This is a genomic window from Amycolatopsis thermalba (assembly GCF_023376025.1).
Classification (GTDB): Bacteria; Actinomycetota; Actinomycetes; order Mycobacteriales; family Pseudonocardiaceae; genus Amycolatopsis_E; species Amycolatopsis_E thermalba.
Map to the genome: position 1 here is coordinate 516999 of NZ_CP091196.1, position 13213 is coordinate 530211.

10 protein-coding genes are annotated in these 13213 nt (G+C 70.6%); 2 read left to right on the forward strand and 8 right to left on the reverse strand.

Annotated features, from left to right (window positions below):
• The first annotated feature begins 43 nt into the window (after positions 1-43).
• Together L1857_RS02625 and L1857_RS02630 are read left to right on the forward strand one after the other, a co-directional pair.
• Positions 44-709, forward strand: coding sequence for a response regulator transcription factor (locus L1857_RS02625; protein WP_249467349.1), 666 nt, complete (start codon positions 44-46; stop codon positions 707-709).
• The gene (locus L1857_RS02630; RefSeq protein WP_094003377.1) at positions 706-2061 is read left to right on the forward strand and encodes a sensor histidine kinase; all 1356 of its coding nucleotides are present in this window, start codon (positions 706-708) and stop codon (positions 2059-2061) included. The genes L1857_RS02625 and L1857_RS02630 overlap by 4 nt, the downstream gene beginning before the upstream one ends.
• Here the strand turns inward: L1857_RS02630 and L1857_RS02635 are convergent.
• The 8 genes from L1857_RS02635 to L1857_RS02670 all read right to left on the reverse strand — a co-directional run bounded on the left by L1857_RS02635 (position 2055) and on the right by L1857_RS02670 (position 13197).
• Positions 2055-3791, reverse strand: a complete 1737-nt coding sequence (locus L1857_RS02635) for a hypothetical protein (RefSeq protein WP_233157036.1) — start codon at positions 3789-3791, stop codon at positions 2055-2057. The genes L1857_RS02630 and L1857_RS02635 overlap by 7 nt on opposite strands.
• Positions 3792-3904: 113 nt before the next feature.
• Positions 3905-5893 carry a Stk1 family PASTA domain-containing Ser/Thr kinase gene (pknB, locus tag L1857_RS02640; RefSeq protein WP_205413220.1) on the reverse strand — a complete coding sequence of 663 codons (1989 nt, stop codon included), beginning with the start codon at positions 5891-5893 and terminating at the stop codon, positions 3905-3907.
• Positions 5894-5924: 31 nt separating this feature from the next.
• Positions 5925-7106, reverse strand: a complete 1182-nt coding sequence (locus tag L1857_RS02645) for a serine/threonine-protein kinase (protein WP_094003380.1) — start codon at positions 7104-7106, stop codon at positions 5925-5927.
• A 3-nt stretch (positions 7107-7109) separates the two neighbouring features.
• Positions 7110-8576 (reverse strand): peptidoglycan D,D-transpeptidase FtsI family protein, encoded by a 1467-nt coding sequence (locus L1857_RS02650; RefSeq protein WP_094003381.1) that lies wholly within the window; start codon positions 8574-8576, stop codon positions 7110-7112.
• Entirely contained in the window at positions 8573-10069 is a 1497-nt protein-coding gene (locus tag L1857_RS02655) for an FtsW/RodA/SpoVE family cell cycle protein (RefSeq protein ID WP_094003382.1), read from the reverse strand. Before L1857_RS02655 ends, L1857_RS02650 begins: the two co-directional genes overlap by 4 nt.
• Positions 10069-11397 (reverse strand): PP2C family protein-serine/threonine phosphatase, encoded by a 1329-nt coding sequence (locus L1857_RS02660; RefSeq protein WP_094003383.1) that lies wholly within the window; start codon positions 11395-11397, stop codon positions 10069-10071. The genes L1857_RS02655 and L1857_RS02660 overlap by 1 nt, the downstream gene beginning before the upstream one ends.
• Positions 11394-11861 (reverse strand): FHA domain-containing protein FhaB/FipA, encoded by a 468-nt coding sequence (locus L1857_RS02665; protein ID WP_094003384.1) that lies wholly within the window; start codon positions 11859-11861, stop codon positions 11394-11396. The genes L1857_RS02660 and L1857_RS02665 overlap by 4 nt, the downstream gene beginning before the upstream one ends.
• 124 nt (positions 11862-11985) lie before the next feature.
• Positions 11986-13197: an FHA domain-containing protein gene (locus L1857_RS02670; protein ID WP_094003385.1), complete on the reverse strand. Its 1212-nt coding sequence runs from the start codon at positions 13195-13197 to the stop codon at positions 11986-11988.
• Between the last annotated feature and the right edge of the window lie 16 nt (positions 13198-13213).

Here is a 13213-nt window from a genome sequence, read left to right on the forward strand (position 1 = left end):
CGTGCCGGAACGCCGGTTGTCGGGGGTGTTCGTGGCGTCGGTGATGTTGGTGGAGGACGACGAGGCGCTGGCTGAGGCGTTTTCGCTCGCGCTCAGCGGGCTCGGGCACGACGTGGTGGTCGCGGACTCCGGGGAGCGCGCACTGTCGGAGCTGTTCGACGGCGCCGCGGTCGACCTCGTTCTGCTCGACGTCATGCTGCCGGACGTCGACGGGTTCGAGGTCTGCCGTCGCATCCGGGCCCGCAGCCAGGTGCCGGTCATCATGCTGACCGCGCGCGGCGACCCGGTCGACGTCATCGTCGGGCTGGAGGGCGGCGCCGACGACTACGTGGTGAAACCCGTCGAGCCGCGCGTCGTCGACGCCCGGATCAAGGCGATCCTGCGCCGCGGGGCCGCGCCGTCCATCCCGAAACTGCAGATCGGTCACCTCGAGGTGGACACCGACGGCCTGACGGTGCGCGCCGACGGGGCTGAGCTCCACCTCACCGCCACCGAGCTGAAACTGCTGGTCGAGTTCGCGAACCACCCGGGGCAGGTGCTGAGCAGGCAGATGCTGCTCAAACGGGTCTGGGACTACGGCTACGTGGGCGACTCGCGCATGGTCGACGCCGCCGTGGCCCGGTTGCGGGCGAAGATCGAGAAGGATCCGGCACATCCCGAGCTGATCCGGACCGTCCGCGGCCTCGGCTACCGGCTGACCCGACCATGAGGCCGCACTTCGGTCTGCGTGCACGCATCGCGGCCGCGGTCGTGGTGGTCACGACGGCCGCGACCGTGGCGATGGCTCTGGCGGCCTACCACCTCCAGGCGAACGACATGACGCAACGCTTCCACTCCGCGTCGCGCGCGGACTTCGAGTCGGACCTCGCCCAGGCGCGGTTCGTCGCTCGGAACCTGCCCACCGAGGGGGTGATCGACTACATGCTCCGCGAACACGCCGTCGCGTGGAACGTGTTCGACTACACCCGCGAGCAGGTGCTGGTGCACGGTGCCGAGCCGCCGGTGACGATCCCGGGATGGCTGCTGTCCGCGGCGCGCGCCGGCGACGCACCGCTGGGCACCGAGCCCGAGAACTCACCGTTCCTGGTGCTGGCCGGTTCGCCGATCATGGACGTGGTGCTCGTCGAGTACTACACGCTGGACGCGCTGCGGGCGGACCTGTCCAAGTTGCGGCGCAACCTCGCCGGGATGGCGTTGCTCGTGACGGCGCTCGGCATCGCGGGCGGCATGGTGGCCGCCCGGCGGATCCAGCGGCCGGTGCGTGCGGTCGCGAACGCCGCGATCCGGCTGGGCGATGGCGAGCTGGACACGCGCCTGGTCGTGCGCGGCGGTGACGAGCTCGCGGACCTGGCCGGGTCGTTCAACGCGATGGCCGAGCAGGTCGGGCGGTCGATCGTGGAGCTGCGGGCGAAGGAAGAACAACAGCGCCGGTTCGTCGCCGACGTCGCACACGACCTGCGCACCCCGGTGGCGACCGTGGTCGCCGCCGCCGACGGGGTGGACAGCGACAACCCGGACGCCCGCGAGCGCGCCGCCCGGCTGCTGTCCGTGCAGTCGCGGCGGCTCGCGAGCCTGGTCGAGGACCTGCTCGAAATGTCGCGGTTCGACGCGGGAGTGGCCGACTTCCACGCCGTCGCCGTGGACCTGGCCGACCTGTGGGCGGAGGCGATCGACCTCGTCGGCGGTGGTGACGGGACCACCCTGCGCGCGGTGGGCGACGTGATCGTGCGCGCCGATCCGCGGCGGGTGCACACCATCGCCCGGAACCTCCTGACCAACGCGCTCACCCACGGCGACCCACCGGTCCGCGTCACCATCGACGGAACGCGGCCCGGGCTGGTCACGGTGGAGGTCGCCGACTCCGGCCCGGGCGTTCCGGTGGAGTTGCGCGAGCTGGTCTTCGACCGCTTCGCCCGCGGCGACCGGGCCCGTACGGCGACCTCCGGGAGCGGGCTCGGACTGGCGATCGCCCAGGAGAACGCCCGCATCCACGGCGGCCGCATCACGGTGTCCGAACGCGACGGTGCGGTTTTCACCGTGTCGCTGCCGCGGGGTCAGTGAATCCCGAGCGTGGTCTGCCCCGGTGCCAGTGTGTCGCCGCACTGCCGCAGGCCCCACGCGTTGACCCGGCTCTCCGTCACCGGAACCGTCTCCGCCGCGTATTCCCGCGCCGCGGCGAGCAGGACGGGGTCACCGGCCACTTCCCGGCGCACGAAGTCGCCGCCGTACTCGGCGGGGGCGGGGTACTCGTAGAGCGGGACGTAGTCCCGGGCCAGGCGCGGGTCGCCGGCGAGCCCGGTCAAGCCGCCCCAGTACATCCGGAAGTGCACGAACGTCGGCTTCACCTCCTCGAACACGTGGTCGCGCATCCCGGCCATGTCCCAGTCGCGGTAGAAGTCCGCGATCTTCGCGTCGACCAGGCCGGCCATGTCGACGACGTGCAGACGGCTGGTCATGGCCGTGCCACCGAGGTCGGGCTCCAGCACCGAACCTTCGCGCACGCCCAGGATGTCCGCGTACTGGTTGAACATGCGCCCGAAGCGGTCGGCGATGAAACACATCGGCAGCGTCGGCGTCCGGCTGAACCGCTCGGCGGCCTGCGCGAGCGTCACACCGGACGGCAGCAGCGTGGCGACGAGCGCGACCGTGATCAGGGTGCGGCCACGTGCTCGCGCCGTCCGGAAGACCTCGACGACCGCGAGCGAACCGATCAGCGCCAGCAGAGCCCAGACCGGGGTGGCGAACCGGAACTGGCCCATCCAGTCCGGCTCCAGCACCGCGTACGCCACCGACGCGAGCCCGAGCGGCACGAGCAACGCGACGAGCCCGTCCCGCCACGACGAGGAGCGGGACAGCGCGATCCCGACCAGGACGACCAGCACGAGCACGGCCGGCGCCCCCAGGTACTGCACCAGGTCGCCGTCGCGGGTCAGCTGCCCGATCTCCGGTACGCCCTGCTTCTTCGCCACGGCCGTGTTCGGCACCAGCCGCCCGAACTCGAGGTAGCGCCAGAGGAGGTATCCGCCGTACGGGACGGCGAAGGCGGCGACCGAGAGGAGGGCCTGGCGGACGCTCGTCCACAGCACCTGCCTGCGCAGGTGGATCAGCAACACCAGCGGGAGGACCGCCGCGTAGACCGCGCCCTCCGGCCGGGTGAGGGCCGCCCCCGCCGCGAGCGCTCCGGCCGCCACCGCGAGCTTCGGCGTGCGCAACCGTCCACGCAGGACGGCGCGGAAGACCATCACGGCCAGCGCGACGACCGTCAGCGCGTACAGCGAGTTCTCCAGCCCCGAAAACGACCAGATCACGAACGACGGCACGGACGCGAGCGCGACCGCGGCGAGCAGTGTCACCACCCACGGCCGGCGCGTCACCACCGTCGCCGCGGAGTGGATCGCGATCAGGATGCCCGCGCAGCACAGCAGCGCCAGCGCCTTCGGGAACAGGACGTAGTCCGGGATGCCGAGGATCGCGCCGCGGTCGAACAACCCCATCAGCCTGCCGAGCGCCAGCAGGGCGGTCCACGTGGGGTTCGAGTACCCCTCCACGGCTTCCGCGCCGGGTTGCACGACCGGTCCCAGCCCCTCGGCGAAGCCACGGGCGTAGCCGAACGTGATCGCCGCGTCGTCGACGATCCAGTTCCCGTACCGCGCCGCCTGCGCCGCGATCAGGGCAGTCCCGCCGGTGACCGCCACGACCGCCTGCCAGCGCTTACCGCGATCGGCCATCTCGCGCGGTGCGGCGTCGGATTCCCGGATCCGGGCAGGGGGCATCGGAGGAGCGGAGACCATGACCGCAAGCTATGCGGGTTTTGTGCCAGTACTGTCACAGCCGTTCGATGATCGTGTGCCAAAACGAAGGGCCCGCCTCCCCGGTGGGGAAGCGGGCCCTTGTCGGTCGAGCTCTACGGGCCGCCCGGGATCGGGAACCTCGGCGAGCTGGTCGGCGATGTCGTGTCGTCGCCACCACCGCCACCGCTGTCGGACTCGCCGATGAGCAGCGTGATCTTCTCGCTCTTGGTGATCTGCGTGCCCGCCGTCGGCACGCTGCCGGTGACCTTGCCGTTCATGTCCTCGTCGGACAGCTTGTCGGACCGGTACTCCACCTGGCCGTCCCAGCCGAGCTGCTGCAGCCGCTGCAGCGCCTCGTTCTGGGTCAGGCCACGCAGGTCCGGCATCGAGATCTTCTGCTGCGATCCGTTCGACACCGTCAGCGTGACCGTCGAGCCCTCGCGCTGCTGGCCCGCGTTCGGCTTCTGGTTGAGGACCTGGCCCTCCGGCTGGTCGGAGTCGGTCTCCTGCTTGCTGACCTTGAAGCCGAGGGCCTCCAGACCCGCCTTCGCCACGTCGTACTGCTGGCCGGTGTAGTCGGTGACCTCCACCATGTTCGGCGTCTTGCCGACCTTGATGGACACCGTGCTGCCCTGCGCGATCTGCGTGTTCGCGGTCGGGTTCTGGCTCTGGACCTTGCCGTACTGGTCCTCGTCGTCGACGTCGACTTCCTGCACGTTCGGGTCCAGGAGCAGCCCGGCCTGGTTGAGCAGCGCGGTGGCCTCCTCCCGGGTCTTGCCCAGCAGGCTCGGCACCGCGACGTTCGCCGGCGCGCGGCCGATGAACAGCGTGATCCGCTGGTCCAGCGAGACGCTCACCCCGGCGGCGGGGTCGGTGTTGATCGCCTTGCCCACGGCGTCGGCCGAGCAGGTCTCCACCCCGTTGGGCTGGCGGAAGCACGGCTTGTCGGCCAGCACGATGTTCTGGAAGCCCCTGTCGTGCAGCGTCTGTTCGGCCTGCGCCGCCTGCTGGCCCTTGACGTCGGGGATCATCGCCGTTGCCGGTTTCGAGTCGAACGCGTCGCTCAGCCACAGGATGAACGCGACCAGGCCGAGGCCGATCAACGTGAAGATGACGGCGGCGGTGATCCGCCTGCGCTTGCGGCGTTTCTCGTCCTCTTCGACCGCATCGGGGTCGTAGTCGTAGTCGGCCGCGTGCCCGGGCGCCCCGCCGATCACCTGCGTGCGCTCGTCGGCCGTCATCACCATCGGCGCCGACGGCCGCTGCCCGGACAACGTGCGGACCAGGTCCGCGCGCATCTCGGCAGCCGACTGGTAGCGGTTGGCCGGGCCCTTGGCCAGCGCCTTCAGCACGATCGCGTCGAGCTCCGGCGACACCGCGGGGTTCACCGCCGACGGCGCCTTCGGGTCCTCCCGCACGTGCTGGTAGGCCACCGCGACCGGCGAATCACCGGTGAACGGCGGCTCACCCGTGATCAGCTCGAACAACACGCACCCGGCGGCGTAGACGTCGCTGCGCGCGTCCACACCCTCGCCACGCGCCTGCTCCGGCGACAGGTACTGGGCCGTGCCGATCACCGCGGCCGTCTGCGTCATCGCGGCCTGGCCGTCGTGCATCGCCCGCGCGATGCCGAAGTCCATCACCTTGACCGCGCCCTGGTCGGTGATCATCACGTTGGCCGGCTTCACGTCCCGGTGCACGATGCCGTGCCGGTGCGAGAAGTCCAGCGCGGCGCAGACGTCGGCCATGACCTCCATGGCCCGCTTCTGCGACAGCGGGCCCTCGGTCTTGACGATGTCGCGCAGCGTCCGGCCGCGCACGTACTCCATCACGATGTAGGGCAGCGGACCGTACTCGGTCTGCGCCTCACCGGTGTCGTACACAGCAACGATCGCCGGGTGGTTCAGCGCCGCGGCGTTCTGCGCCTCGCGGCGGAACCGCTCCTGGAACTGGGGATCGCGGGCGAGGTCGGCACGCAGGATCTTCACGGCGACCTCGCGGCCCAGCCGGACGTCCGTGCCGTGGTGGACCTCGGACATGCCGCCGTAACCGAGCGTGTCGCCCAGTTCGTAGCGGTTGGACAGCATCCTGGGTGCAGTCATCGGAAAAAGCCGTTCCGTTCCGTCCAGCTCATCATGCCTCGTAGGTCGTCTCGTCGGGGGGAGGGAGTTGCCGCGTGCCGGGAACCATTTCGGTCGTGCCGACCTGACCGCCCGGAACCCGGCCCGTCCCGCTGTCGCCGCCCCAGTCGGGCAGGAGCACCAGCAGGACCACCACGATCCCGGCCACCAGCACGGCCAGCAGCACCCACACGGCGATCGGCACCCGCCGCCGCGGTGGCACCGGCATCGGCAGCACCCCGCTCGGGTGCGGCATGCCGGGTGGGCTGACCGGCTGCATCGCCGGCTGGGACACCGGGCCGACGGCTGCCACCGGGCCGACGACCGGGGCATAAGTCTGCACCAGGCCGCGCGGGGTGGGTAACGCGTGCCCGTTGCGGACGGCGGCGATGGCGGCCGCGAACTCGCCGCCGCTGTTGTAGCGCTGCCGCGGGTCCTTGACCAGGGTCGCCTCGATGACCGCGCGGGCGTGCGGTGGCACGTCCGGCGGCAACGGCGGCGGCAGGTCGCGGATGTGCATCATCGCGACCGTCACCGCGTTCTCGGACAGGAACGGCCGGTGCCCGGCCAGGCACTCGTAGCCGCACACGGCCAGCGAGTACACGTCGCTCGCCGGTTCCGCGTCGTGGCCGAGCGCCTGCTCGGGCGCGATGTAGTGGGCGGTGCCCATCACCATGCCGGACCTGGTCACCGGCGCCGCGTCGGCGGCCTTCGCGATGCCGAAGTCGGTGATCTTCACCGTGCCGTTCGGGGTCACCAGGATGTTGCCCGGCTTGATGTCCCGGTGCACCAGCCCGCGTTCGTGCGCGGCCTGCAGCGCGTTGCCCGCCTGCTCGAGGATGTCCAGCGTCCGGTCGGCCGCCAGCCTGCCCTCGCGCATCAGGATCCCGGCCAGGGGTTCGCCGTCGACGTGCTCCATCACCAGGAAGGCGATCGCGTGCTCGCCCGCGACCGTCTCGCCGTAGTCGTGCACGGCCGCGATGCCGGGGTGGTTCAGCGAGGCCGTCGTGCGGGCCTCGGTGCGGAAGCGGTGCAGGAACTCCGCGTCCTGGGACAGCTCCGCCTTGAGCACCTTCACCGCGACGATCCGGTCCAACCGGGTGTCGCTGGCCTGCCACACCTCGCCCATGCCGCCGACGGCGATGCGGTGGACGAGCCGGTAACGATCGGCCAGCAGCTGACCGGTGGACAGCATGCGCTACCCACCCCCGAGCTGGGCGTTGATCGCGGCACGGCCGATCTCCGCGGCCACGGTGCCACCGGTGGCCTCCAGGCCGCGGTTACCACCGGACTCCACGATGACCGCGACGGCGATCTGCGGGTCGGCGGCCGGCGCGAACGCGGTGTACCAGGCGTGCGGCGGGGTGGCCTTCGGGTCGGTGCCGTGCTCGGCGGTACCGGTCTTGGACGCGATCTGGATGTTGCCGCGCTTGCCGCCGCCCTTGGTGTTGGCCTCGGAGGCGATCATCATGTCGCGCAGCACGGCCGCGTTCTCCGCGGACAGCGCCGGCGTGCCGGTCAGCTCCTGCGGCGAGAAGGTCTCCAGGTCGGACAGGTCCGGCGCGAGCAGCTTCTTGATCAGCTGCGGCCGCATCGCCATGCCGCCGTTGGCGATCGTGGCGGACAGCATCAGGTCCTGCAGCGGGGTCAGCCGCACGTCGCGCTGGCCGATGCCGCTCTGGTACAGCGCGGCCTGCGAGTCCAGGTCGCCCAGGCTGGAGGGCGCCACGTTCATCGGGATCGACAGCGGGGTGCCGATGCCGAAGTTGACCGCGATCTGGCGCAGCTTGTCCGCCCCCAGCTGGCCGGCGAAGGTCGCGAACGGCACGTTGCAGGAGTGCGCCAGCGCGTCCTTGAACGTCGTGCCCGGACAGGCCGCGCCGCCGTAGTTCTCCAGCGTGACGTTGGTGCCCGGCAGCTTCACGTTCGGCGCGTTGCTCACCGGGGTGTCGGCGGTGGCGCCGTTCTCCAGCTCGGCGGCGGCGACCAGCAGCTTGAACGTCGACCCCGGCGGGTAGGTCTCCGAGATCGCCCGGTTCAGCATCGGGTTCTTCGGGTCGTCGTTGAACCGGGTCCACGCCTCCTGCTGGGCGGTGCTGTCGTGCGAGGCGAGGGCGTTCGGGTCGTACGACGGGGTGGAGACCATCGCGAGGATCTCACCGGTCTTCGGGTTCATCGCGACCGCGGCGCCGGTGTAGCCCTTCGAGGTCATCGCGTTGTACAGGGCCGACTGCACGGCGGGGTTGATGGTCAGCTGGACGTTGCCGCCACGCGGGTCCCGTCCGGTCACCATGTCCGACAGGCGGCGCACGAACAGCCGCGGGTCCTCGCCGTTGAGGATGTCGTCCTCGGCGCGCTCCATGCCGCCCGAGCCGTAGCGCACCGAGTAGTAGCCGGTGACCGGCGCGTACATCGGGCCGTCGGTGTAGCGGCGCTCGAACTTCAGTTTGTCGTTCGTCGCCACGACGTCGGCGAGCACCTGGCCGTCGTACTGCGACACGATGCTGCCGCGCTGCCGGGAGTACTGGTCCAGCAGCACCCGCTGGTTGCGCGAGTCGGTGCGGTAGTCGTCGGCCTTCACCACCTGGATGTAGGTGATGTTGGCCAGCAGCAGCACCACCATGGTGATCATGGCGATGCCGACGCGGCGCATGGGCTTGTTCATGCCGTCGGTTCCCCTGTCGCGTTGCCCCCGGCCGGCGGCCGCTGCACCATCACCGTGTGCGCCTCGGCCAGCGGAGCCTGTTGCTGCGGCTGCTTGGGCCGGGGCTTCTGGGCAGGCCGCCGCGCCGCGTCCGAGATGCGGAGCAGCAGGGCGACCAGGATGTAGTTGGCCAGCAGCGACGAGCCGCCGTAGGACAGGAAGGGCGTCGTGATGCCGGTCATCGGGATCAGCTTCGTCACCCCGCCGACGATCACGAACACCTGCATGACGATCGCGAACGACAGGCCGCAGCCGAGCAGCTTGCCGAACGTGTCCCGCACCGCCAGCGCGCTGCGCATGCCGCGGGTGGCCAGCAGCAGGTAGACCATCAGGATCGCGGCGAGGCCGACGAACCCGAGCTCCTCGCCGAGTCCGGCGGTGATGAAGTCGGTGTTGGACTCCGGCACGATCTCCGGGCGCCCGGCGCCCAGCCCGGTGCCGCCGACCCCGCCGGTGCCGAGGCCGAACAGGCCCTGCGCGATCTGGTAGCCGCCGCCCGGGTCGGAGTAGGTCTCCAGCGGGTCGATCCAGTTCGCCACGCGCTGCTCGACGTGCGTGAACAGCTGGTAGGCGATCAGGCAGCCGAGGATGAAGAAGCTCAGGCCGGTGACCACCCAGATCGCGCGTTCGGTGGCGACGTAGAGCATCACCAGCACGATGCCGAAGATCAGCAGCGAGGTGCCCAGGTCCTTCTCGAACACCAGGACCAGGAGGCAGACCCCGGCCGCGATCAGCAGCGGGCCCAGGTCACGCGCACGCGGCAGCTCGACGCCGAACACCTTCCGGCCCGCGATCATGAACAGGTCGCGTTTGGCCACCAGGAAGGAGGCGAAGAAGATCATCAGCAGGATCTTCGAGAACTCCGCCGGCTGGATCGAGAAGCCCGGCAGCTTCAGCCACACCTTCGCGCCGTTGACCTCGGACAGCGAGCTGGGCAGCAGCGCGGGCAACGCCAGCGCGACCATGCCGACCAGGCCCGCGGTGTAGCCGTAGCGGGTCAGGGTCCGGTGGTCCTTCACCAGGACCAGCACGGCCAGGAACAGCACCAGCGCGAGCGCGGTGAACAGCACCTGCTTCGGCGCGTCCGCGGTGAAGTCCCTGCTCGCCTGCGTCGCCTTCTCGGCGTTGGCCAGGTCGATCCGGTAGATCATCACCAGGCCGAGGCCGTTGAGCAGCGCCACGCACGGCAGGATCAGCGGGTCCGCGTACGCCGCCCACCTGCGCACGGCCACGTGGGCGACCGAGAACAACCCCAGGTAGGCCAGCCCGTACCAGACGATCGACCAGGACAGCTCCTGCTCCTGGTTCGCCTGCACGAGCACGAACGCGCAGGTGACGATGAACGCGGCGAAGCCCAGCATGGCCAGTTCCGTGCCACGCCGGGTCGGCATGTCCCGCGGGGGGTTCGTCGCGTAGAGGGAGGCTGCCGGATCGGACAGCGATGGCTGGGACATCAGCCACCGCCACCTGGCACCGTCGTCGTCGCGCAGTCCCTCCCCGCCTGCTGGCTCGTCGATTCGCTCGGCACGGTCGGCACGCCGGGAATGGTGGTCTGGGTGCAGTCCCGCAGCGTCTTGTAGCGCAGGAAGTTGTCGATGTAGTCGCGCGCGTCGGCCAAGCTGTCCTTCTTCACACCGTTGCGCACCGCGGCCTGCGCGTCCTGCTGCAGCTGCGGCACGGTCAGCTTGTCGCACACCTGGTCGCCGGACGGGCACGAGCCCTCGGCCTGCTGGTGCAGCGGGACGCCGAGGATGCTGCCGGGCACGCCGCGGAAGATCGCGACCTCCTGGTTGGCGCCCTCGCCGACGTAGTACTGGCTCAGCACGAAGTAGCGGGTGGCGATCGCGCCCGCGCCGAGCACCACCAGCACCAGCAGGATGCCGACGACCCAGCGCCACTTGCGGCGTTTCTTCGGCTCCTCCGGCGGCGCGATCATCTGCGGCGGCGGGGGCGGGGGCGGCTGGGTCAGCGCGCGGGCCCTGGCCGCGGGGGAGTCGCCCTGGAGTTCGTACTGGTCGCTGCCGTCCCCGGCGGCGCCGCCCACGATGGGCGCGTCCTCGCCGTAGTCGACGTCCACCACGTCCGCGACGATGACCGTCACGTTGTCGGTGCCGCCGCCCTTGAGCGCCAGCTCGATCATGCGGTCGGCGCAGTCCTGCGGGTCCGGGATGCGGATCGCCTCGGCCAGCGTCTCGTCGCTGACCATGCCGGACAGGCCGTCGGAGCACAGCAGGTACCGGTCGCCGGCGCGGGCTTCGCGCACGGTCAGGCTCGGCTCGACCTCGTGCCCGGTGAGGGCCTTGAGCAGCAGCGAGCGCTGCGGGTGGGTCGCGGCCTGGTCGGCGGTGATGCGGCCCTGCTCCAGCAGCTCGTTGACGAAGCTGTCGTCGCGGGTGATCTGGGTCAGCTGGCCGTTGCGGAACAGGTAGGCGCGCGAGTCGCCCACGTGGACCATGCCCAGGCGCGAGCCGGAGAACAGCATCGCGGTGAGCGTGGTGCCCATGCCGTCGAGGTCCGGGTCGTTCGCCACCAGCTCGCTGATGGCCGCGTTGCCGCCGGCCACCGCGTCTCTGAGCATGGTCAGCAGGTCGTCGCCGGGCTCGTCGTCGTCGAGCGGGGCGAGGGAGGCGATCACGACCTTGCTGGCCACCTCACCCGCGGCATGGCCACCCATGCCGTCGGCGAGTGCGAGCAGGCGGGGACCCGCGTACACCGAGTCCTGGTTGCTGGACCGCACCAGGCCACGGTCGCTGCGGGCCGCGTAGCGAAGAACGAGTGTCATGGGCGAAGCTCGATCACCGTCTTGCCGATCCGGATGGGGACACCGAGTGGGACTCGGAGGGGTGCAGTGACCTTAGCCCGGTCCAGATAAGTCCCGTTGGTCGATCCCAGATCTTCCACGTACCAGTCCGCACCGCGCAGTACGAGACGGGCGTGCCGGGTCGAGGCGTAGTCGTCGTCCAGCACCAGGGTGGAGTCGTCGGCGCGGCCGATCGTGATCGGCCTGCCGTCGAGCGTGATCCGCGTGCCGGCCAGCGCCCCGTGGGTGACGAGCAGCTGGCGGGGCGTCTTCGCGTTGCCCCGCGGCTTCTTCTGCTCCTTGGCCCGGCGCAGCCCGGGCATCGCCACCTTCAGGCCCGAGGCCGCGTAGAGATCCGAGCGCACCACCCGAAGGGCGGCCAGCACGAACAGCCAGAGCAGCACGAGAAAGCCCACTCTGGTGAGTTGAACGACCAGCTCCGGCACGTGTCTCCGCCTTCTGTTCTCCCGACCGTGGCACGCGTGCGCCGCGGCGTCCCGCAGGAGTCATTCTGCGGGACACGGGATTTCGGGTGCGAACCCGGTCAGGCGCAGGTTACCGGCGCGTGTGTCAGCCCTGCGTGCGGAACACCAGCGAGGAGTGACCGACCCGGATCACGTCGCCGTCCGCGAGCTGCCAGGTCTGGACGGGGGTGCCGTTGACCGTGGTGCCGTTCGTGGAGCCGATGTCGGCGAGCGTCGCGCTCTGGCCGTCCCAGGTGATCTCCAGGTGGCGGCGGGAGACCCCGGTGTCGGGCAGGCGGAAGTCGGCGTCCTGGCCGCGGCCGATGACGTTGCCGCCCTGCTTGAGGGTGTAGTTCCGGTTCGAGCCGTCGTCGAGCTGCAGGACCGCCTGGACCTGGCGCCCGGCGCCCGGAGCGGCCGGCGGCGGGGCGTAGCCCTGCTGCGCGTACGGGTCCGGCGCGCCCTGCGGGGGCCCGTAACCGCCCGGCGGGGTGCCGTAGCCGGGCTGCTGCCCGTAGCCCTGGTCGTAACCCGGCTGCTGGCCGTAACCGCCCTGGTCGTAGCCCGGCTGCTGTGCGTAGCCCTGGTCGTACCCGCCCTGGGGCTGGCCGTAGCCCTGGTCGTAGGCCGGCTGCTGGCCGTAGCCGCCCTGGTCGTAGCCGGGCTGCTGCCCGTAGCCCTGGTCGTAACCCGGCTGCTGCCCGTAGCCGCCCTGGTCGTACCCGGGCTGCTGGCCGTACCCCTGGTCGTAACCCGGCTGGCCATAGCCACCCTGGTCATAACCGGGCTGTCCCTGCTGTCCGTAGCCGTACTGGCCCTGCTGGCCGTACGGGTCACCCTGGTCGTATTGGCCTTGGCCGTAGCCGGGGGGCTGGCTCATTGCTGGGTCTCCTGCGTTGCTGGGTCGTGCTGACCGTCCTGAACCCGCGACGTTACGCGCGCTGACGTCGGGGTCGACGGATGAACGGGTCTTGAATTGTCCAGTATGCAGCGCGTCGTTGCGCTCGAGCGAAACTACGACGTCACCATAGGTGTCCCATCCGTGTTCGGCGAGGTGCTCCTTCACGGCTTCGGTGAGCACCCGGGTGACACGCAACTCATCGCCGGCCATCCGGTCGTAGTCCGTCGGCCCCAGCGACACGATGTAGTGGTTGGGGGCGAGCAGCCTGCCACCGGCCAGCTCACGAACGTTGTCCTCGCCTTCGCGTTCCAGGGCCTGCGCCACCTCTTGGGTGACGACGTTGCCGCCGAACATGCGTGCGAAGGTGTTGCCCACCAGGGATTCCAGGCGTCGATCGAAGCGCTCAACGCGACCCACGGAACCCAAGCCCTCC

Bases quoted from the DNA above. Each gene is read 5' to 3' on its own strand.
- L1857_RS02650 (WP_094003381.1), bottom strand. From the start codon at position 8,576: ATGAACAAGCCCATGCGCCGCGTCGGCATCGCCATGATCACCATGGTG.
- L1857_RS02660 (WP_094003383.1), bottom strand. From the start codon at position 11,397: ATGACACTCGTTCTTCGCTACGCGGCCCGCAGCGACCGTGGCCTGGTG.
- pknB (WP_205413220.1), bottom strand. From the start codon at position 5,893: ATGACTGCACCCAGGATGCTGTCCAACCGCTACGAACTGGGCGACACG.
- L1857_RS02625 (WP_249467349.1), top strand. From the start codon at position 44: ATGTTGGTGGAGGACGACGAGGCGCTGGCTGAGGCGTTTTCGCTCGCG.
- L1857_RS02645 (WP_094003380.1), bottom strand. From the start codon at position 7,106: ATGCTGTCCACCGGTCAGCTGCTGGCCGATCGTTACCGGCTCGTCCAC.
- L1857_RS02635 (WP_233157036.1), bottom strand. From the start codon at position 3,791: ATGGTCTCCGCTCCTCCGATGCCCCCTGCCCGGATCCGGGAATCCGAC.
- L1857_RS02630 (WP_094003377.1), top strand. From the start codon at position 706: ATGAGGCCGCACTTCGGTCTGCGTGCACGCATCGCGGCCGCGGTCGTG.
- L1857_RS02655 (WP_094003382.1), bottom strand. From the start codon at position 10,069: ATGTCCCAGCCATCGCTGTCCGATCCGGCAGCCTCCCTCTACGCGACG.